At 61.7% G+C, this 21,377-nt stretch carries 20 protein-coding genes and 1 pseudogene; 14 read left to right on the top strand and 7 right to left on the bottom strand.

Annotated elements, in window-relative coordinates; translation table 11 throughout:
- Positions 1-92 precede the first annotated feature (92 nt).
- The 3 genes and pseudogenes from QWL29_RS26785 to QWL29_RS16935 all read right to left on the bottom strand — a co-directional run.
- Positions 93-332, bottom strand: a pseudogene (locus QWL29_RS26785) (putative bifunctional diguanylate cyclase/phosphodiesterase); the annotation flags it as partial.
- Positions 333-497: 165 nt separating this feature from the next.
- Positions 498-1,181 (bottom strand): alpha/beta fold hydrolase, encoded by a 684-nt coding sequence (locus tag QWL29_RS16940; RefSeq protein WP_370663707.1) that lies wholly within the window; start codon positions 1,179-1,181, stop codon positions 498-500.
- Between the two features lie 8 nt (positions 1,182-1,189).
- Positions 1,190-1,318 (bottom strand): hypothetical protein, encoded by a 129-nt coding sequence (locus QWL29_RS16935; protein WP_305824049.1) that lies wholly within the window; start codon positions 1,316-1,318, stop codon positions 1,190-1,192.
- A gap of 129 nt (positions 1,319-1,447) precedes the next feature.
- Between QWL29_RS16935 and QWL29_RS16930 the strand changes: the two genes are divergently transcribed.
- From QWL29_RS16930 to QWL29_RS16910, 5 genes are all read left to right on the top strand, one after another.
- On the top strand, positions 1,448-1,720 hold the full coding sequence (locus QWL29_RS16930) for a XapX domain-containing protein (protein WP_305824048.1): 273 nt from the start codon (positions 1,448-1,450) through the stop codon (positions 1,718-1,720).
- 61 nt (positions 1,721-1,781) lie between these two features.
- A complete protein-coding gene (locus QWL29_RS16925; RefSeq protein WP_229437381.1) occupies positions 1,782-2,471 on the top strand; it encodes a hydrolase in 690 nt (229 codons plus the stop codon).
- Between the two features lie 107 nt (positions 2,472-2,578).
- Entirely contained in the window at positions 2,579-4,459 is a 1,881-nt protein-coding gene (locus QWL29_RS16920) for an amidohydrolase (protein WP_305824047.1), read from the top strand.
- Positions 4,460-4,461: 2 nt separating this feature from the next.
- Positions 4,462-5,154 (top strand): YoaK family protein, encoded by a 693-nt coding sequence (locus QWL29_RS16915; RefSeq protein ID WP_305824046.1) that lies wholly within the window; start codon positions 4,462-4,464, stop codon positions 5,152-5,154.
- Positions 5,151-5,753 (top strand): TMEM175 family protein, encoded by a 603-nt coding sequence (locus tag QWL29_RS16910; protein ID WP_308635619.1) that lies wholly within the window; start codon positions 5,151-5,153, stop codon positions 5,751-5,753. The genes QWL29_RS16915 and QWL29_RS16910 overlap by 4 nt, the downstream gene beginning before the upstream one ends.
- Here the strand turns inward: QWL29_RS16910 and QWL29_RS16905 are convergent, their stop codons facing one another.
- The 4 genes from QWL29_RS16905 to argH form a co-directional block, all read right to left on the bottom strand.
- Positions 5,754-6,425: an HAD-IA family hydrolase gene (locus QWL29_RS16905; protein WP_305824045.1), complete on the bottom strand. Its 672-nt coding sequence runs from the start codon at positions 6,423-6,425 to the stop codon at positions 5,754-5,756.
- Between the two features lie 10 nt (positions 6,426-6,435).
- Positions 6,436-6,663, bottom strand: coding sequence for a hypothetical protein (locus QWL29_RS16900; RefSeq protein ID WP_305824044.1), 228 nt, complete (start codon positions 6,661-6,663; stop codon positions 6,436-6,438).
- A gap of 74 nt (positions 6,664-6,737) precedes the next feature.
- Positions 6,738-7,541 (bottom strand): lipid II flippase Amj family protein, encoded by an 804-nt coding sequence (locus QWL29_RS16895; protein WP_305824043.1) that lies wholly within the window; start codon positions 7,539-7,541, stop codon positions 6,738-6,740.
- A 391-nt stretch (positions 7,542-7,932) separates the two neighbouring features.
- Entirely contained in the window at positions 7,933-9,330 is a 1,398-nt protein-coding gene (gene argH / locus QWL29_RS16890) for an argininosuccinate lyase (protein WP_305824042.1), read from the bottom strand.
- A gap of 129 nt (positions 9,331-9,459) precedes the next feature.
- Here argH and QWL29_RS16885 point away from each other — a divergent pair, with 129 nt between their 5' ends.
- The 9 genes from QWL29_RS16885 to QWL29_RS16845 all read left to right on the top strand — a co-directional run bounded on the left by QWL29_RS16885 (position 9,460) and on the right by QWL29_RS16845 (position 21,316).
- Positions 9,460-10,080 carry a hypothetical protein gene (locus QWL29_RS16885; protein WP_305824041.1) on the top strand — a complete coding sequence of 207 codons (621 nt, stop codon included), beginning with the start codon at positions 9,460-9,462 and terminating at the stop codon, positions 10,078-10,080.
- 72 nt (positions 10,081-10,152) lie between these two features.
- The gene (locus QWL29_RS16880) at positions 10,153-10,590 is read left to right on the top strand and encodes a GNAT family N-acetyltransferase (RefSeq protein WP_305824040.1); all 438 of its coding nucleotides are present in this window, start codon (positions 10,153-10,155) and stop codon (positions 10,588-10,590) included.
- A gap of 69 nt (positions 10,591-10,659) precedes the next feature.
- Positions 10,660-11,871 (top strand): cyanophycinase, encoded by a 1,212-nt coding sequence (locus QWL29_RS16875; protein ID WP_305824039.1) that lies wholly within the window; start codon positions 10,660-10,662, stop codon positions 11,869-11,871.
- A gap of 207 nt (positions 11,872-12,078) precedes the next feature.
- Positions 12,079-14,820, top strand: a complete 2,742-nt coding sequence (locus tag QWL29_RS16870) for a type VI secretion system Vgr family protein (RefSeq protein WP_305824038.1) — start codon at positions 12,079-12,081, stop codon at positions 14,818-14,820.
- A gap of 11 nt (positions 14,821-14,831) precedes the next feature.
- The gene (locus QWL29_RS16865; protein ID WP_305824037.1) at positions 14,832-17,144 is read left to right on the top strand and encodes a T6SS effector phospholipase Tle3 domain-containing protein; all 2,313 of its coding nucleotides are present in this window, start codon (positions 14,832-14,834) and stop codon (positions 17,142-17,144) included.
- Entirely contained in the window at positions 17,141-18,922 is a 1,782-nt protein-coding gene (locus tag QWL29_RS16860) for a type VI lipase adapter Tla3 domain-containing protein (RefSeq protein ID WP_305824036.1), read from the top strand. Before QWL29_RS16865 ends, QWL29_RS16860 begins: the two co-directional genes overlap by 4 nt.
- Positions 18,923-18,934: 12 nt before the next feature.
- A complete protein-coding gene (locus QWL29_RS16855) occupies positions 18,935-19,195 on the top strand; it encodes a PAAR domain-containing protein (protein ID WP_305824035.1) in 261 nt (86 codons plus the stop codon).
- 85 nt (positions 19,196-19,280) lie between these two features.
- Positions 19,281-20,684 (top strand): IgA Peptidase M64, encoded by a 1,404-nt coding sequence (locus QWL29_RS16850; RefSeq protein WP_305824034.1) that lies wholly within the window; start codon positions 19,281-19,283, stop codon positions 20,682-20,684.
- Positions 20,685-20,827: 143 nt separating this feature from the next.
- Entirely contained in the window at positions 20,828-21,316 is a 489-nt protein-coding gene (locus QWL29_RS16845) for a hypothetical protein (RefSeq protein ID WP_305824033.1), read from the top strand.
- The last annotated feature ends 61 nt before the right edge of the window (positions 21,317-21,377 follow it).

Genomic DNA, 21,377 nt, shown 5'->3' with positions numbered 1-21,377 from the left:
GCAGGTTCAGCAGGATGGCGGCGATCAGGGGGCGGACCGAGCAGGTAGCTCAGGCTCGCGGAACCGACGGACAGCATCAGGACGATGGCCAGCACGTAGACTACCGCCAGGAAGTTCAGGACGCGGGTGGCATACGACAGCCGCTTGAAGCGCCAGATCCCGAACATCCAGACCAGCGCCAAGCCATCGGCAAGTGCGACCAGCGACATGCCGTTCTGGACCAGGAAGGGAATCACAACAGCGGTGGAGATGGCGCCTACAACCAGGACAACGGTCAGCAAGGAGGCAAAGATGCGCTCTCGCCAGCCGGCGATATTGGTGATGTTGTTCATTGGAGAATCGCGTGCAGGCGTGCGGCCGAAATGTGGTAACGGCCTGCAATCTTAAATTGCGCTAAGGCAACTGTCACGCAATTTCGTCAAATTTTCGGAGGGTGTTGCATATTGATGAGATATGATACATGCATGAAATGTATGCAATAATGGCAACGTTTCTAGCTAGTCAAGCCATGCCTTGATGGTAGTGGTCAATGCATGGGGCTGCTCCAATGGCAGCATGTGGCCGGAATGCCTGATCATTTCCAGCCTTGCGCCAGGTATCGTCCCGGCCAATTCCCTGGTCTCGGCCACGCTGCGCAGGGCATCCTGATCCGCCCCAATCACCAGCGTCGGACATTGCAACGACGCCGCCGCAATCCCATTGCGCTGTAATCCCGACTGCACCACCAGGGCCTCATAACCGAGCCGGTGCCCCATCTCCCTGACCCGCGTTAGCAATTCCCGATCGCCGCGCCGATCCGGATGCAGCGACTGCGCAATCGACCCCATGCTCAGGCCACGAAAAGTGGAAGGGTCGAGCGCCCTGATCGCATCCTGCTTCGCCTTGGCCCGCTCGGGGGTATCGGACTCGAGCGAACTGGCAACCAGCACCAACGCCACCACCCGATCCGGAAACAATTCCGCCACCTTGCGCGCGATATAGCCGCCCAGCGAGAAGCCAATCAACACAAAGCGCTCCAGCGCCGCCCGCGCAATGCTGCGCGCAATCTCGTCCGTCGTCGTGCCCGGCCCCAGCGGCAAACGGTGCACCGGCGCCTGCCACTGCAACAGTGGCACGACCTCATCCCACAGGGTCTCGTCCAGCATGAACCCTGGGAGCAGAACAAGCGGACAGGAAGTCATTGGAATCTTCATCTCATCAACACGGTCAAAGTCTTTTCACCAGGTGCAGCTAATCCGAGCCCAGCAGCAAAAACAATCATCGAAAAACTTGATTTTACAACTGTATTTTTCCCGTTTTTCGTTTTCATTTTAGCCACGCATAATGAACTCCATCGCAGCACACAAAGGGTGATGCAGGGAGAAACAGGCAATACCGGCAGCCGGCACGCTCGACGATATAACCGAACGTAGCGGCATTATCAACGCAGCAGAACGAGGAGCGAACGATGGTCTACCTGATCTCTTTCGGCGCCGGCATCCTGGCTGGCGTGCTCTACGGTGTGATCAATGTGCGCTCCCCGGCGCCACCCGCCATCGCCCTGATCGGCCTGCTGGGCATGCTGGTCGGCGAGCACGTGGTGCCGATCACCAAGCGTGTGATCGACGGCATTCCGCTCACCCGAGCCTGGTTCGCCAGTGAGTGCCAAAGCAAGATTACCGGCGTGGCAAGCAACAAGGCCAACGTCAAGACCGAAGCCGAAGACACCCGTCAAGGCTAACCAAATTTTCCAAACCCGCCGCGGCACAACCCGGCAAACCACAATACCAAAGGAGCACACCATGAACAACGCCAAACTCGAAGTCCTGACCCCGCAAAACTCGCAGCTGATCATCATCGACCACCAGCCGCAGATGGCTTTCGGCGTGCAGTCGATCGACCGCCAGACCCTGAAGAACAACGTGGTCGGCCTGGCCAAGGCAGCGAAAGCCTTCGGCATCCCGACCACCATCACCACCGTGGAAACCGATTCCTTCTCCGGCAAGACCTACCCGGAAATCCTGGACGTCTTCCCCGGCCAGCCGATCCTGGAACGCACCTCGATGAATTCCTGGGACGACCAGAAGGTGCGCGACGCACTGAAGGCCAACGGCCGCAAGAAGGTCATCGTGGCCGGCCTGTGGACCGAAGTCTGCAACACCACCTTCGCCCTGTGCGCCATGCTCGAAGGCGACTACGAAATCTACATGGTGGCCGACGCCTCGGGCGGCACCACCAAGGAAGCCCACGACTTCGCCATGCAGCGCATGGTGCAGGCCGGCGTGGTCCCGGTGACCTGGCAGCAGGTGCTGCTCGAATGGCAGCGCGACTGGGCCCACCGCGACACCTACAACGCCGTGATGGACATCGTGCGCGAGCACTCGGGCGCCTACGGCATGGGCGTCGACTACGCCTACACGATGGTGCACAAGGCTGCGGCACGCAACCAGGGCCAGAACGAAGTGCTGGCGCCGGTCCCCGCCACGCACTGAACGCCGCAGCGGCGACATACCAAGCCATAGCCGATCCGGTCCGCCATGAGGGCGGACCGTCTCGTCACCACCATCGTGCCGGCCAGCGCCCGGCGACAGGAGCAGCAATGCAAGCACAGTCCACTCCACGCGCCGCGGCGCCCCTCATCCTCATCAACGGCCGCTTCGCCACCCTCGACCGCGAGCAGCCGCAAGCCACCGCAGTGGCCATGCAGGACGGCCGCTTCCTCGCCGTCGGCGATGTCGAGCACGTGATGCGTTATCGCGAAGCGGGCAGCCAGGTGATCGACCTGAACGGCCGCACCGTGGTCCCCGGCCTGAACGATTCGCACCTGCACCTGATCCGCGGTGGGCTGAACTACAACCTGGAGCTGCGCTGGGAAGGCGTGCCGTCCCTTAGCGACGCGCTGCGCATGCTGAAGGACCAGGCCGACCGCACGCCAAACCCGCAATGGGTGCGCGTGGTGGGGGGCTGGAGCGAGTTCCAGTTTGCCGAGCGCCGCCTGCCGACCCTGGACGAGATCAACGCCGCCGCGCCCGACACGCCGGTCTTCATCCTGCACCTGTACGACCGCGCGCTGCTGAACCGCGCCGCCCTGCGCGCCGTCGGCTACACCAGGGACACGCCGAATCCGCCGGGCGGCGAGATCCAGCGCGACGCCGCCGGCAACCCCACCGGCATGCTGATCGCGCGCCCGAACGCGATGATCCTGTACGCCACCCTGGCCAAGGGCCCGGCGCTGCCGCTCGACTTGCAGGTGAACTCCACGCGCCAGTTCATGCGCGAGCTGAACCGCCTCGGCATCACCAGCGCCATCGACGCCGGCGGCGGCTTCCAGAACTTCCCCAACGACTACGCCGTCGTCGAGCAGCTCGACCGCGAGGAACAGCTGACCATCCGCATCGCCTACAACCTGTTCACCCAGAACAAGGGCGGCGAACTGGAAGACTTCCAGCGCTGGACCGACATGGTGACGCCGGGGCAGGGCAGCGACTACTACCGCCACAACGGCGCCGGCGAGATGCTGGTGTTCTCGGCGGCCGACTTCGAGGACTTCCTGGAGCCGCGCCCGGAACTGGCGGCCGGCATGGAAGACGAGCTGGAAAAGGTGGTGCGCCACCTGGTGGCCAGCCGCTGGCCTTTCCGCCTGCACGCCACCTACGAGGAATCGATCACGCGCATGCTCGACGTCTTCGAGAAGGTGAACCGCGAGATTCCCTTCGACGGCCTGCACTGGATGTTCGACCATTGCGAGACCATCAGCGAGCGCAGCATAGAACGCGTACGCGCACTCGGCGGCGGCATCGCGATCCAGCACCGCATGGCCTTCCAGGGCGAGTATTTTGTCGACCGCTACGGCAAGGACGCCGCGCGCGCCACGCCGCCAATCAAGCAGATGCTGGCAAGCGGCGTGCCGGTCGGCGCCGGTACCGACGCCACCCGCGTGGCCAGCTACAACCCGTGGACGGCGCTGTACTGGCTGGTGACCGGGCGCACCGTCGGCGGCTTGCCGCTGTATGGCGACAATGGTTACCTGCCACGCGAAACCGCGCTCGAACTCTGGACCGCGGGCAGCGCATGGTTCTCGAATGAACAGGGCCGCAAGGGGCGCATCCAGGAAGGCATGCTGGCCGACCTGGCTGTGCTGTCGAACGATTTCTTCACTGTGCCGGAAGACGACATCAAGGCCATCGAGTCGGTGCTGACGGTCGTTGGCGGCAAGGTGGTGTATGGCGCGGCCGAGTTCACCGGCCACGGGCCGGCGCCGATCCCGGTGCTGCCGGAATGGTCGCCGGTACAAAAGGTGGCGGGCCACTGGCGCCGCGCCGAGCCGCAACAGCAGCCGGCAATCGCCATGCCGCACCAGTGCAGCGGCCCTTGCGGCGTGCACGCCCACTCGCACGACCGCGCGCGCAAGTCGAATGTGCCGGTATCGGACTTCGGCGGCTTCTGGGGCGCCTTTGGTTGCAGCTGCTTCGCGTTCTGATCATGACGACCCCACAATTCCAGCGCCTGCAAGGCGCCAGCATGGGCTTTTTGGCCGGCTACGTCGACACCTTCGGCTTCATCGCCCTGTTCGGGCTGTTCACGGCCCACGTGACCGGCAACTTCGTGTTGATCGCGGTGTCGCTGGCCGACCCGACGCAAACGCCATCGCTGCTGAAACTGCTCGCCTTCCCGGCGTTCATCCTCGGCGTGGCGGCCTGCCGCCTGCTGGTGGCGCGCTGCGAGGGGCGCGGCACGGCGGCCACGCGGCCGGTGTATCTGCTGCAGCTGGTGCTGCTGCTCGGCTTCATGGTGTGCGGCATGCTGGCCGAGCCAATCGGCAAGCACGTCGGTGCGCTGGCGATGGCGGCCGGGCTGCTCGGCACGGCGGCGATGGGGGCGCACAGCGCAGCCAGCAAGCTGCTGCTGACCCACCTGGCGCCGACCTCGATGATGACCGGGAACGTGACCCAGCTCGTCATCGATACGGTCGACCGCCTGCGCGGTGCGGCGGACGCCGCCACCGCCGCACGCTGCGCCAAGTTCTTCTGGCCGGTGCTGGCCTTTGCCCTGGGCTGCGCCGCTGCGGCGTTTGCCTACCTGGCGCTGGGCTTCGTGATGCTGGCGCTGCCGGTGGCGATCCTGGCCTTCCACGTGTGGCGTCCGGAACCGGCGGCGCAGCTGGTGGCGCCATGAGCACCGTCGTCACCCAAGGGAAGGACAAAACCGCACGCCGTACCATGAGCAAGGGCCGGCTCGAAGCCTTTAGCGACGGCGTCATCGCCATCATCATCACGATCATGGTGCTGGAGCTGAAGCCGCCGCATGGCACCGACGTGGCCGACCTGGCCCATGTGCTGCCAGGCTGGCTGCGCTATGCGCTCAGCTTCGTCTACGTGGGCATCTACTGGGTAAACCACCACGCGCTGTTCGACCGGATTCAGAAGGTGGACGGCGGCATCCTGTGGGCCAACCTGCACCTGCTGTTCTGGATGTCGCTGGTCCCGTATGTAACTGCCTGGGCCGGCGAGAATCCGATGGCGCCGCTGCCGGTGGCGCTGTATGGCGCGGTGCTGCTGCTTTGCTCGGTCTCCTTCATGCTGCTGGCCTGGCGGCTGGATGTAAGTGGGGGCGGCCACGCGATGGCCTGGGGCAGCCGCAAGAACCGGATATCGATCGGGCTGTATGCGGCGGCGATCCTGCTGTCGCTGTGGTACGCGCCGCTCGGCGCGGTGATCCACGTGGTACTGGCGGCGTTCTGGCTGATGCCGGAGGCGCCGCAGCAGGAAGGGTGATCAGGCAGCCTTGCGCAGCACGCGCAGCTGGCCGTCTGGGCTGGTCTGCGCCTGCAGGTCGGCGTAGTCGAGGATGGCGGGAACGGTGGTTTCCATCGGATGCGCGTGGGTCAGGGTGACGACGATGGCGTCCATGCCGGCCGCTTCCGCCGAGCGCAGGCCGGTTTGCGTGTCTTCGAACACCAGGCAGTCGGCCGGGGCGGCATCGAGCTTGCGCGCGCCGAGCAGGAAAGGGTCGGGCGCCGGCTTGCCGTGCTCGACGTCCTCGGCCGCCACCAGCAGCCGGTGCGAGGGCAGGCCGGCCGCGGCCAGGCGCGCCTCGGCCAGCTTGCGCGGCGCCGAGGTGACGATGCCCCAGCGCTCGGGCGGCAGGCTGGAGAGGAAAGCGGCGGCGCCTTCGATGGCTTCGATGTCGGCCACGTCCTCGATTTCGGCGGCGGTGATCCAGGCGGCTTCGGCAATCGGGTCGACGCCGGGCAGTTTCAGCTGGCTGATGGTGTCGTGGGTGCGCTTGCCGTGCAGGGTTGGCAGGAATTTATCCACGTCCAGGCCGTGGCGCTGGGCCCAGGTGGACCAGACGCGTTCGGCGGAGCGGATCGAGGTGAGCAGGGTGCCGTCCATGTCGAACAGGAAAACGGCGTAGCTGCGGTCGGGCAGGGTGTCGAGTTTCATGGTTACCAGTTCAATTCAGTTTTTGCGCATAGCGCTCGCGCACGATCTGGCTGATGTAGGTCGAGAGGCCACTGCCGAGCGTGGCCAGGCGCTGCATTTCGGTGATGTTGTCGGCGCCGGCGCTCTCGTCGGTGTAGAGGTAGCGCTCGCCGCTGTGGAATTCCACGGTGATCGAACGGCGGCCGATGTCGTAGGCAACGACACCGGATTCGCCGCTGATGTTTTTGTAGCGATGCATGTGATTCCCTTGCGATATGGCTTGAGAGAGATTCTAGCCAGATGCCGGAGAAGCGTGCGCGGCCTTGCCTTGCTTCAAATGATCCGCGCCACGTAGACGATGACCATGGCCGACGGCACCAGCAGCAATTGCGCCAGCAAGGTGCCGGCCAGGCGGCTGCCCACCAGCCACACGATGCCCTGGCGGAACTCCGCTTCGTCGAGCTTGCCTTCGACCACATCGTCGGTCATGCCGGACAAATGCGGGTCGATGAAGACGGCCATCATGATGGTGGCGCCGCCGTTGATGATCGAGGACAGGGTGCTCGATGTGACGCGCACCGCCGGGTCGAGCGCGCCGGCGTACAGGGCGGCGAACACGCCCACGGTCCAGAGCGCGGCGGCGCCGACGTTCAGCAGCAGGATGGACCACGATACCGCGCCCGTTTTCGTTGGCTTGCTTACCTGTGGCGCGGATGGCAGCGTGGCCGAGTGCCGGATGTACGAGAGGCCGCCCTTGAAGAAACCATGCAGGATAAGCTTCGGCACCGAGCGGTGCACCTGGAAGTGCTCGACGGCGCGGCAGAACACGCGCTGGAAGGTTGGAATCAACAGCGCACCGGCAATCGTCGCCAGCGAGGCGGACACCAATAGCCAGCGGAAGTCCGACAGCAGGTGCGTGGCCATGGTGCCGGCCAGGTTCGATTCGACCCGCTTGGCCAGGAAAGGCCCGAGGAAGGAATTCGAAGTGCGCGAGACCAGCACCAGGATGCTGAACAGGGCAAACGACACCGCAATGCGCCGCGTGCGCACGCCGGCAATGCGCACCGAGTAGGCGAGGGTGCCGATCAGGTGGATGACGAAGGTAAGGAAACAGATCAGCCAGAGCTGGGCGTCCATGCTTGTTTGATGTTGTTGTCAAGCATGCATGCTGACACCGAACTGATTGCGCGGCAACCAGAGATTGCGCGCTTCGATCGCGTGGGCACAAGGATCGTTCCACAACGACTACGGCGCCGTCGCGTTCGTACGGTGGGCACGAAGTGCCCACGCGGTTACGTGCGTATGAATCGGACGGCGGCAGCAAGGTGTCGCTCGCGAGGTATCCGCCAGTCGCCATCCGATTCGATGCTTTTGAATCCCGGCACAGTGAAGCGGTCCGAGCGACGTTTACCGGTACGAGTCCAAGCGATGCGCACGTCACCGCGTGGGCACGGGGTGCCCACCGTACGGGATACGTCACCGGCCCATCATCGACCCACGGAATACGTCGCCGGCCCGTAAGCTGTGATCAGTCCTTCAACTGCCCGCGCACGCGCTCAATTGCCTTCTTCACCTGGTTCGGCGCCGTGCCGCCCACGTGATCACGCGCCGCCACCGAGCCTTCCAGCGTCAGCACCGCAAACACCTCATCCCCGATCAGCGGCGAAAAGCCCTGCAGCGTCTCCAGCGACATCTCCGACAAATCCACCCCAGCCACATCGCAGGCACGCACCGCATGCGCCACGGCTTCGTGCGCGTCGCGGAACGGCAGGCCCTTCTTGACCAGGTAATCGGCCAGGTCGGTCGCCGTCGCATACCCCTGCAGCGCGGCAGCGCGCATGTTCTCGGCTTTCACGGTGATGCCACCGGCCATGTCGGTGAAGATGCGCAGCGTGTCGAGCACGGTGTCGACGGTGTCGAACAGCGGTTCCTTGTCTTCCTGGTTGTCCTTGTTGTAGGCCAGCGGCTGGCCTTTCATCAGGGTCAGCAAGGACGCCAGGTGGCCATACACGCGGCCGGTCTTGCCGCGTGCGAGTTCCGGCACGTCCGGGTTTTTCTTTTGCGGCATGATCGACGAGCCGGTGCAGAAGCGGTCGGCGATGTCGATGAAGCCGATGCGCGGGCTCATCCACATGACCAGTTCTTCCGACATGCGCGACACGTGCATCATGATCAGCGAGCTTGCAGCCGTGAATTCAATTGCGAAGTCGCGGTCGGAGACGGCGTCCAGCGAGTTGTGGCACACGTCCTCGAAGCCCAGGTTCTGCGCCACGCGCAGGCGGTCGATCGGGAAGGTGGTGCCGGCCAGGGCGGCGGCGCCGAGCGGCAGGCGGTTCACGCGGCGGCGCGCGTCGATCATGCGCTCGGCATCGCGCCCGAACATTTCCACGTAGGCCAGCATGTGGTGGCCGAAGGTGATGGGTTGGGCCACTTGCAAATGGGTGAAGCCCGGCATGATGGTGTCGAAGTGGCGCTCGGCCAGGTCCGTCAGGGCGCTGCGCAGGCCGTTCAGCAGGGCCAGCACGTCGTCGATGGCGGCGCGCACGTACAGGCGGATATCGGTGGCCACCTGGTCGTTGCGCGAGCGGCCGGTGTGCAGGCGCTTGCCGGCGTCGCCGACCAGTTCGGTCAGGCGCTTCTCGATGTTCAGGTGCACATCCTCCAGATCGAGCAGCCACTCGAAGCTGCCGGCCTCGATCTCGCCGCGGATCTGCGCCATGCCGCGCTCGATCTCGGCACGGTCTTCCTGGCTGATGATGCCTTGCGCGGCCAGCATCTCGGCGTGCGCGAGCGAACCCTGGATGTCGAACAGGGCCAGGCGCTTGTCGAAGAACACGGACGCGGTGTAGCGCTTGACGAGATCGGAGACGGGTTCGGAGAAGCGCGCCGACCAGGCCTCGGCTTTCTTGGAGAATTGTGAAGTCATGGGGAAGGTTCCGGTTGATTTACCGGATTATAAACCGCCACGCATGGCCGCTGTCCGGGCAAGGCCGGATGACAAGGCGGCAAAAATCCCCGATGATGCGCCTATCAAGTCTGACGCAATGGAGAAAAGATGATGCAACGATGGATCCCGGCTGCCGTGGCGGCCATGCTGGCCGGCGCCGCTGCCCACGCCCAACCGCAAGCGCAAACGCAGGCACAGGCGCAAACGCCACAGCCACAGCCGCCGGCCCAGGTCCATACCGCCCCCGCCCAGCCGGTGACAAGCAGGGAAGCCGACGGCGCCTCGGTCGACTCCACCGTCGCCGCCCTGTACGAAGTCATTTCCGGCCCGGCCGGCGCGGCGCGCAACTGGAACCGCATGCGCGCACTGTTCGTGCCGGATGCCAAACTGTCGATGATCGTCCCGCAAAATCATGGCGGCTTCGCCCTGCGCCCGATGACGGTCGAAGATTACATCAGCCGCAACATGAGCACCTTCAGCGCCAACGGCTTCTATGAGCGCGAGATTGCGCGCCGCACCGAAACCTTCGGCCAGCTGGTGCATGTGTTCAGTACCTATGAACTGCTGCGCGCGCCGCACGACACCAAGCCGTTCATGCGCGGCATCAACAGCATCCAGCTGGTACACGACGGCAAGCGCTGGTGGATCGCCAACCTGGTCTGGCGCGCGGAAGACGCCCACCTCGCCTTACCGGAACGCTACCTGCCGGGCGGCGAAGACGCGCGCTGAAATCGGAGGCAATCGGAACTTATCGTTTTAGTAAACAGCGCTAAAATTGGTTTTTTGGCAGATGGCCCCAGGATGACTACCAACGACTCCAGTTTCCAGGTCAGCACCGACCAGTCGCTGCTCGACATTCCGATGATCTACCGCTTCCTCAGCGAGCAATCGAGCTGGGCGGTTGGCATCTCGCAGCCCATCGTCGAGCGCGCCATCGAGAATTCGCTGTGCTTCGGCGGCTACCTGGATGGGCGGCAAATCGCCTTTGCCCGCGTGATCACGGATTTCGCCACCTTTGCCAACCTGGTCGACGTGTTCGTGGTGCCGGAATACCGCGGCCATGGCTACGGCAAGCAGATGGTCGCGGCGGTGTTGCGCCACCCCAGCCTGCAGCACCTGCGCCGCTTCACCCTCGCTACGGGCGACGCCCACGGCCTGTACGAACGCTTCGGTTTCACCGCGCCCAGCAAGCCGGAAACGTTGATGGAGCGCTATTTCCCCAACATATACGTCTCCTGAGAGAACGCAACATGGCGACGTCTTTCTGGAATCAGGCTTACGCTTTGACTGTTCGAGAAGGAGCGCATCATGGTCCGGTTCGCCGTCTTTGTCGCCTTCATCATGACCTGCCTGGCGGGCCAGCCCGGGCTCGCTGCGGAAATCCCGCCGAAGGGCTCGCTGGTCATCATCGGCGGGGCGCTGCGGCCGGATAACAACGCCGTCTGGGAGCGCATCGTCGAGCTGGCCGGGGGCAAGGGCGCACGCATTGCCGTCTTCGCTTCCGCTTCCGCCAATCCCGAAAAATCCGGCGCCTTCCTCGTCGAGCGCCTGAACCGCTACGGCGCCAACGCCTTTTTTGTCCCGGTGGCCGTGCGCCTCACCGGCACCGACTACCAGGCCGCCGCCGACAATCCTGCATTAGCGGATACCGTACGATCCGCGGGCGGAGCGTACTTTGCCGGCGGCGACCAGGCCCGCATCACGCGCGCCCTGCGCCGCCCCGACGGCGCCAACAGCCTGGTGCTCGACGCCCTGTGGAGCATGTACCGGCGCGGCGGCGTGATCGCCGGCACCAGCGCCGGCGCCGCCATCATGAGCGCCTCCATGTTCGGCCATCCGAAACCGATACTGGCCACCCTCAAGCTCGGCCTCACCGACGGCCAGGAAATCACGCCGGGCCTGGGCTTCATCGGCGACGACGTGTTCGTCGACCAGCACCTGCTGGTACGCGGCCGCTTTGCGCGCATGCTGCCGGCCATGCTGCAAAAAGGCTACAAGCTGGGCCTGGGCATCGACGAGAACACGGCGATGGTGGTGGGGCCGCAACGCGACGTCGAGGTGATCGGTTACAAGGGCGCGCTGGTGGTCGATCTGTCGGCGGCGAATGCGCAGGAAGGGGCCTTCAACGTCAGCAACGTGCGCCTGAGCTACCTCGACAACGGCGACCGCTTCAACATCGCCAGCCATGCCTTTACCCCAGCGCCCGATAAAGCCGACGGCCGCCTCGACCCGGCCCGGCCCTATTACCGCGAGCCGCTGTTCTCGGCTGACATCCTCGGCAACAGCACGGTGGTGGACTTGATGGGCAAGCTGATCGACAGCGACCAGCCGGAAGCCATCGGCCTCACGCTCGACAGCGCCAACTCGGTGCAGCCGGATTTGGGCTTCGAGTTCAAGTTCTCGCGCACGGGCGAGAGCGTGGGCTATATGTCGGCGGCGACCGAAGCGTATTCCATCTACAACGTGCGGCTGGATATACGGCCGATCATCGTGAAGCGGCCGCTGTACCAGTATAAATAAGCCCACGGGTTATCCGGCAGGGCTGTTACAGAAGCTACATACAAGCCTGCAGCATTGATTCAAGTCAATAGTTTTCCTTCGCACTCCTGCACCATTCCATTGGTTAACGTACTTGTTCTGTCAGTGCTATTGCACTGACAGACGAGTATTTCGTTCGCGCCTTCGCTTGCGTCGAAGGCGCGTCTCATTCCTGCCAATGGACTCTTTATGCATGCACAGCAGATTCAACTTTTGCACCAAGAGCTCACCGACTCAAACCGGCCTATTCGCCTGCGTCTGTCGAGCGAACAAGGAGCGCTTACCGACCGTTTGTTGGTCAAACATGTAAAAGGCCAAGCCGATATCTGTGGCGGATTCGAATACCGTTTGCTTTGCATCGCAGGATCGGCGGGCCTGCCGCTCAAGACCTTCATCGCGATGGTCGCGGAACTGCAATTCGTGACCGACCGGGGCGAGTTGTATTCGATCTGCGGCATAGTGGCGCAGGCATCCGAAGGCGAAAGCGATGGCGGACTGGCAACCTACCAACTGATTATTCAAGATGCGCTTTCGCTGATGGAGACGCGCATCAATACCCGCGTTTTCCGACAGGCCAGCGAGATCGACATCACACGGACCTTGCTGCGCGAATGGCTGCACAAGAATCCAATCCTGGCGCGGGCCTTCGATTTCAAGTTGCTGACAGCAGCGTCGTATCCGATTCGGGAATTTACCATGCAGTACAACGAATCCGACGCCGCCTTCCTGCGCCGCCTGTGGAAGCGACGCGGACTGGCCTGGTTCTTCGAGGCGGGCGAATCAACGGGGCGTGATGCCATTCGAGGTCATCGGCTGGTCCTGTTCGACAATTCGCATGCACTCGCACAAAGCACGGCCGGGACAGTACGTTACCACCGCGACGATGGCACCGAAGCGCGCGATGGCATCACAGCGTGGCACGCATCGCGCTTGCTGACCGCTGGACAAGTCACGCGTCACTCCTGGGACTACAAGCAGTCATCGGGTTCCGAGGTAGCGATTCCGAGTCAACATGACCAAGGGGCTTTTGGGGGCAGGTTTGCATCAAATATTGATGAGTATCTGGTCGACACGCCGCATGCGGGAGACAGCAGCGCGGATTTCCGCACCCTGGCGACCTTGCGCATGCAGCGGCATGAATATGAATCGAAATACTTCGAAGCGGAGAGCGGAGTGCGCGACCTGGGCGTCGGACAGTGGATCGCCATCAAGGGCCATGCCGAAATCGATACGCACCGCGCCGAAGATCGTGAATTCGTGATTACCGGTTTGCGTATCGATGCGGAAAACAACCTCCCGAAAGCACTGAATGACCGGATCACCCGCCTGTTTGCGTTGAACAAATGGTGCGCACCCGACGATGGACTCGGGCGCGCAAGCGCCGAGCGTGGAGCGCGTTATACGAACCGGTTCAGCTGCGTGCGGCGCGGCATTCCTATTGTGCCCGCGTTTGATCCACGTGTCGACGTACCGACCGCACAAACGCAAAGCGTGATCGTCGTTACGCCTGGCGAAGAAGAAGTCCATTGCGACCAGCATGGCCGGGTGAAGGTCCGTTTTCCTGCGTGTCGCCCCAGCGACCACGAACATGCCAGGGGAGTTGGGGCGTCGGACAGCGACACCGATTCAGCCTGGCTGCGCGTCGCCAGTTCCTGGGCTGGGAACCACACCGGCGCAATCTCGCTGCCGCGTGACGGGGACGAATGCCTGGTGACTTTCCTTGGCGGCGATCCGGACAAGCCCGTCATCACGGGGCGCGTCCATGGCGGACGGACGCCGCCACCCGATTTCAGCCATTCCGGCAAGCTGCCGGGTAACCGCTTCCTCTCCGGGATCAAGAGTCGCGAGATAAAAGGCCAGCGGTACAACCAACTGCGCATGGACGATACGCCGGGCCAGATCAGTGCCCAGCTGGCGAGTGAACACGGTCACAGTCAGCTCAACCTCGGGCACTTGCGCCATCCGCGCCGTGATGGCGAAGCCGAACCTCGTGGTGAAGGCGCGGAATTGCGCAGCGATGAACACGTTGCGGTACGCGCCGCCAAAGGCTTGCTGCTGACGGCATGGAAGCGCCTGAATGCAGTCGATAACCAGCTGGCCCGCGCCGAATTCCTGTCCTTGATGGAGCAATGCCTGGAGCAATGCCAAAGCCTGGGGAGCTATGCGGCAGAGCACCAGGCGCTGCCGCTCGATGGCAATCCACTCGCCGAACTCAAGTCGCAGCTGAACCAATGGGAAGACGGCAGCAATACCGCACCGGAAGGGCAGACCGCTGGCAGTGCCATGATCGCCGCCAGTGCGCCCGACGGGATCAGCTTTGCTACGTCGAAAGCGCTGGTCAGTTATGCCGGGTCCAATGCCGACACGGTGGCGCAGCAGCATATCCAGCTGACTGCCGGTCAGCGTTTCAATCTGAATGCAGGACAGGGTGTCTCCCTGTTCTCGCACCATAACGGTATCAAGGCGATTGCGCACCACGGCAAGTTCCTGCTGCAGAGCCAGCACGATGATACGGAAGTCAATTCCGCCAAAAACGTCAGGGTCACGGCCACTGACGGCAAGGTGGTGCTGATGGCGAAGGAGATTCATATCGTTGCCGAAGATGGCTCCTTCATCAAGGTTGGTGGCGGCATTTCGCTCGGTACCAAAGGCGACATCAAACAACATGCTGCGAATTTCCCCCTAGATGGCCCGGCAACGATGGCAGCCGAGTTGCCGACGTTCGAGAACGGCACTCCCGACCAGAAATTCATCCTGAAGTATGGCGCCCATGACGAGGATGCGGTGCCTGCCGCGAACCGCCGCTTCGAGATTGAGATGAGCGATGGCAGCACGCTCAAGGGCATCAGCGATGCCGCAGGCAAGACGGAGCTGCTCGAGCGCGACGCGATGCATATCGCGAACATTCGAATTTTGACTGACGAACAGTAAGGAGATGCCGCATGCTGTATCCACGGGAACCCTATTGCATCGGGCAGGACGCGAGCGTCCTGCAATGCGAACGAAAGTCCGACAAGAAGGTGGATGTTAAACCGGATTTGCCCTGCAACGTTATCGTGATTCACGGCGTGAACGATGTGGGTACAGGCTTCGGCGCGGTTGAGGAAGGATTGTGTGCCGGGCTGGATATGCGCCTGCATGGCAAGCCGGGACGCTTTGTGCCGGGACGCTACAGGATGCCAACTGCCAAGGACAAGGACGTGCTCGAAGCCGATCCTGATGCTGTCTTTTTCAAGCGGGCGATTGAAAACACCACGCACAGCCCGGTCATTCCGTTTTACTGGGGGTTTCGTGAAATTCGGAAGGAGGCCAAGACGAAAAGCGGACAGCTTATCGATCGTTTCGGCAATCGTCTTGATAAGGATTATTCAAAAGGCGGCGGTCCCTTCGCCAATGCCACAAGCAGCTTGCCAGATATGTGGAATCGTGGCGTTTGCTCGCTCGCTGACGTGGGAGGCGATTCGATTCGACCGCTGTTAAGCGCGCCAGGACGAATGTATATGGTTCTGGCGGCGAAGCGGCTCGCGGCGCTGGTCGCGATGATTCGCGATTACGACGCCAACGAGACAGTGAACATTGTGGCGCACAGCCAAGGTTGCTTGATCAGCCTGCTAGCCCAAGCCTTCTTATTGCAGGAGGGGGAACGGCCAGCTGATACGCTGATTCTTACCCATCCGCCGTATAGCCTCGAAGAAGATGCAGGCTTAGTGATGTCCGCTTCGGAAATACTCAAGAGCGGAACAGATCCTGCAATGGAAGGACGATACGGCGTCCTAAAATCACGTCAAACCTTCGATGCAAGGTTGAGTACACTAGTGAATATTGTACAAGGCGTCGCTGCGAAGAAGCATTCGGCTCCAGCCCTTGCCGCCCTGACCGACCATAGTAAATTCCATGGAGTAGTCGGCGCCAAATGGAGCGCGAGCGGAGATCGTGATAATCGTGGCAAGGTGTATCTCTACTTCTGTCCCGAGGACATGACAGTAGCGTTGGACAATATGAAAGGCATAGGCTGGCAAGGCGTGCCTGATTTCATGCATGGAACGGCCCTTTCTCCAATCCCACGAGGGGATACGCGAGCAATGTTGGGTGCGACATCCGCCGCAAGTTTTAACACGAAACAGCAGAGCCGCAAGCCTCTTGCCGAGTTAGGGAAGGGATTTTACCAGAGGGTATTCACCAGCAAGCAGCGTGTTGATCCTGCAAAAAAGGCCCTTGGACCGGTATTGGTAGGGCAAGGTCCACATAACTTCGCCCTGCGGCTGAAAGGCGAAGACGATCATGGACACGTGGCTGAAGCAAACCGTACTTTGCGCAAGCACCACAAAGAAGTTGTCTGGCCAAGGAAGCCTGGACTGCTGGATTTCATGGATTCCGAGGCCGATCAACGTGAGGGCCTACGCAGTATTAACGGCGAGGCTTTGAAAATAGCCGTCGTTGCCGACTTACGCGGCTCTGGCCAGATAGACCCAAAAAATATCCCGGCCACTTCTATCCAGGCGCGCGTAGCAAGGGAGGAGCAGGGACCGTGCGAAGAAGTTGATCAAATCGATGCGGCAATTGCCATCACTAGTGGCAAGGGACTCAATGTGCAGGACGAGGAGTGCCCCGACCCTTCCGGAACAGAGCAGCGTCCGAAAGAGCCGCAAGCTTTATCGCAAGTCGACTGCCAGCGAATCGAGGCTCGTTACAACAAGGACAAAAAGCTGGACGAACTACCGTCCGAAGATCAACGCAAAGTATTGAAGGCGACGCGTTATCCGAATGGAAAGGTATTTGCGCAAATCCAGGAGAGCCCGAACGAAGGCCGTAAGCGTTGGCAGAACGAAGTCAGTCCCAAATCCTTCCATGGTTCGATTTTTGGCAGTGCCAAGAATCATCGCAATGTAACGGCGTATGACCTTTCAATTGGTGGGGGACTTGCATCCAGTGATCCGGCGTTTTACGCGTACTTGTGTGCGGTAGCTGATTGGCGGTTGCAGAAAGATCCGGCCGCGGTACGTGCATCTGTCCTGCAATGGAAGACATTCATTGAGCGATTCAAATCTTACTGGAGCGTTGAAAGGCCTGAGCGAAAAGAACTGATCTTGGGGAATGTCACCTATTACAGTACAGGCGAGCTGCCGCGCTGCGTGCCGGCACTGCATACAGGAATGCCGGGCCTTGTCATTTGCGAAACGATGGCGGGGGAGCGTGTCACGGCTAACCCGCCGACAACAACTCATCCGAACAAGAGAGAGAGGTCAGGAATATGACGACGAAGACCACAGCCACGCAGAACCATCCGGCGAAATATGTGATCGGAGCTCTTCTAATGCTTTTGATCCTGATTCCGTGCTGGACAGCATTTGTGATGACGGTTATTGAGCCGGAAAGTTTAATCAACCAGGAGCAGACGATGGGTAATCGAATCTTGTGGTGGGTAGCCGGGCCGACAGTTCTCGTTTCAGCGCTGTTTGGGATGCATTGGGTAAAGGCCTCAAAGCAAGGGCAGCGCACATTACAAAATGAGATGTCCCACACGCAACAGATAGCGCAAACCGAGCAGCAGAAACGCGAGTACGTGTTGGAGGTAATTGGGCTGGGTATCACCTTGGATAAATACCGGCAAGGCAAATTATGGGCAGCGCTACAGGCCGGTAATCCGCATACCACGATTCGGGAGCAAGACCCCAAGAAGTATAGCTGGTCAGGGATCGACAAATTGGGGACATCAGGCGGGCGCGGTGGAGACACACTTGAGAACGGTGCACGTTTTACACCCGAGTACTACGGTGTACCTGTCTTTAACGCCGTCGCACCTACTAATGATCCGAGATTAAAAGATCGGCCAGAAATGCCGGATCCTGGACTTGCGGGAGGGGTAATGGTTTCAGGGATGGGATCGCACCTTATCGTTGTCGGCCCTCGCCGCTTCGACGAACAGCCAGACCGCATCATCGAGGACGTATTCGCTTTTTTCGACGCGCATCCGGATGTTCCCTACGTTATCTTGAATTCCGAAGACAGTATGGGAACGCGCGACCTCAACATTCTTCCTGGTACACCTGCATTGCTGAGGGATGGTTACTATATTCCCGAAATGCCCGACGCCTCCGCACTCTTCGTACTCGCCCGGCGCGAACGGGTTGATCCGGTGCGACCCTTTACTTGGGAGGATCCAGATGATGCCTTCTTGCAAAGGGAATTCCGCTGGATGTATTGCAATTTGCTAGTTGCACTTCCTAACGAAGAGCGTGCGAGCGCTTTGCAAACACCTGCGCAGGTCGGCGCGGATATGACACGACAGGACCTTCGTGGAACTGTCGAGCGTGAACCTCTTGTCAGCGAATGGCTCGAAGCCGCTGCCGCCTTCGCGCAGCGTCCCGATGTGCGCGGCACCGGTGTTCCCGGCGTAATGGGCAAGCTCAATCCTTTCGCTCATTACCCTCCACGCGATTGGAAACCCACTCCGTGGTTCCCCATCCCCTGGACCCGCGAGCAACTGGCAACCTTCGACCGCTTGCCCACGCTCGGCTATATTCACCGCCCGACCTTCGTACGCTTTACCGACGAACAAGGCAAACCGGTCACACGCCGCGCCGAGCGCCAGAAGCTGTTGCAGGCTGGCTGGCAAGCCGCACTCCAGACCTTGCCCGAGACCCAGCGTTCCAAATCGCCTGCCCGTGTCATCGCCGCCACCAAGAACAATACCGATCAGATGATCGCACTCCATGGCGTCCTCGATGCGCAAGCAGCAAGCGGCGGCCCCGAGATCGACAGTGCCAAGTCCAGCCAGTTCATCGACACCGATAAACGCCTCGGCAATACCGGTGCGGCGACCTTGTTCGTACAGATAGGGATCGGTGTCATGGGCAGCTACCGCGACGGCGGCGTCAGCGCGGCAGTCAATCTGCGCAGCCCTGATGAAGCCTCGATCATCCTCATCAGCCCGCCTTCGGACGAGCAGCGCAAAAACCAAAAGCATCCAAAGGGTGGCGATGTATTCGCACACCGCGGCATCCCGGCCATCGACATCGGCGCTTACCAATAGAAAGGAGCGAACATGCCGAAAGTAATCCGCCTGAACGATCTCACCAGTCATGGAGGCAAGGTCGTGAGCGTTGCCGCTACCCATTTCACGGTGGGTGGCATTCCCGTTGCCTGTGTCGGCGACAAGACGACTTGCCCTATTCATGGGCCGGGAACGATCGTGGAAGGGCAGGCCCGTCACACAATCGGCGGCGTGCCGGTTGCATACGAGGGACATAAGACCAGTTGCGGCGCGACCTTGTTGCCCGGCGACCCGCACATGACCTGCACGTAACCCTCTGATAACATGGCAAGCGTCTGGCGGCGCTTGCCATGTACAGGATTACAATGCATGCCTTTCCCACCTCACAGGAAACCGCATGCTCCGCTTCCTTGCCGCCGCCCTGGCGCTTGTCTCAGGCACGGCTATTGCCGCCCAGCCCGCTACCGTCCGCCTCGACTACACCCACAGCGGCAACGCCCTGAGCGACAGCTACGCCATCGAGCGCGTGCTGATCGAACCGCTGCCCTGGCCGGGCGACATGGCGCGCAACCTGGACGACACCAACCGCGGCCAGAACCGCGTCGAAGTGGTCGATGCGAAGACGGGCGATTTACTGTACTCGCGCGGCTTTTCGACCGTGTTCGGCGAGTGGCGCACGACCGAGGAAGCAAATAAGCTCAGCCGCAGCTTCAGCGAATCGGTGCGCTTTCCGCAGTTCGACAAGCCGGTGCGCGTGCGCATCCTGAAGCGCGACGAACGCAATGCCTTCTCGGTGGCCTGGAGCGTGGAAGTCGATGCCAAGGCCCCGGATGTGGTGAAGCAGCAGCCGGTCGCCCCCGCCAAGCCGATTCCCATTCATGTGAGCGGCCCCTCGCCGCAAAAGGTCGATTTGCTGATCCTGGGCGATGGCTACACGGCGGCGGATATGAAGAAGTTCGAGGCCGACGCGCGCCGCCTGGCGCAGCACCTGTTCACGGTGTCGCCGTTCAAGGAGCGCGCGAACGACTTCAACGTCTGGGCGATGGCGGTGCCGACCGGCGAGTCGGGCATCTCGCGGCCTTCGACCGGCGTGCACCATGCTTCTCCGCTGGGCACGCGCTACGACATTTTTGGGAGCGAACGCTACGTGCTTACGCTCGACAACCGCGCGCTGCGCGACATCGCCCAGCACGCGCCCTACGAGTTCATCGAGATTTTGGTGAACAACGAGACCTACGGCGGCGGCGGCATCTTCGGCCAGTTCAGCACGGCGGCGGCGGGCAATGCCTGGGCCAACTACCTGTTCGTGCACGAGTTCGGCCACCACTTCGCCGGCCTGGCCGACGAGTACTACACTTCGCCGGTGGCTTACCAGGCAAGCGGCATACGCACCGAACCGTGGGAGCCGAACGTGACTGCCTTGCGCGATCCGGCTGCGCTCAAATGGAAACAACATGTAACAGCGAACACGCCTTTGCCGACGCCCTGGCCGAAAAATGCCTACGAAGACGCCTCGCGGGCGTACCAGAAAAAGCGTGCCGCGCTGCGCGAAAACAATCGTCCGGAAGCCGAAATGGATGCGCTGTTCCATGAAGATCTGGCGCGTACGAAAACCCTGTTCGAGAAGCAGCCGCACCGCCACGACATAGGGGCATTCGAGGGTGCGAACTATGAGGCGAGCGGCTACTACCGCCCGGCGATGCAATGCATCATGTTCGACCGCAGCGAGCAGTTCTGCCCGGTCTGCCTGGATGGGATCGTCGACATCATCGACCTGTATGCGGGGCCGGCGCGGCGCTGAAACACCTTGTTGCAACTCAGCAGTAGTGTGTGTGGTGGCGAACAGAACTTCCCGGCCGGGAGGCATATTCTGGACCTGTGCTTAACAAAAAGACAAACGCCGGCACAGACCGGCACCCCACCATACAACCGAAAGGACATACCATGAACAAGCTGCTCGCAACCCTGATCGCCGGCGTTTTCGCTACCAGTGCCTACGCCCAGACCACCGTCAATTCGGCCAACACCGAAGCCGTCGTGAAAGCCGAAGCCAAGGCTGAAGCCAACGTCGCCAAGGCCGAAGCGAAAGAAGCCAAGGCTGCTGCCAAGGCCGACGAAAAAGCCACCAAGGCTGTCGCCGACGCCGGTGAAAAGAAAGCCAAGGCCCACGCCAAGGCCGTGAAAGCCCACGCCGACGCAGCCGAGAAAGTCACCAAGGCTGACCCGGAAGACCGCGCCAAGGCCATGGCCAAGGCCGAGGAAAAAGTCTCGGAAGCGAACCTGAAGGCCGAGAAGACCATGATCAAGGCCGACGAAAAATCGCTGAAGAAGCAGGTTGATGCTGCCGCCGACCGTGCGACCGCTGCTGCCAAGACCGAACAGGTGCGTGCTGAAGCGACGGCTGATGTGCATAAGGCTGCTGCCAAGCACTAAGACGCGTGTGAGTGTGTGAGGAATGCCGGCGAGATGCCGGCATTTTTCGCTTGTGTTGTTG

Source organism: Massilia brevitalea (assembly GCF_030711405.1).
Taxonomy (GTDB): Bacteria; Pseudomonadota; Gammaproteobacteria; order Burkholderiales; family Burkholderiaceae_D; genus Telluria; species Telluria brevitalea.
This window is presented reverse-complemented; position numbering and strand designations above follow the sequence as displayed.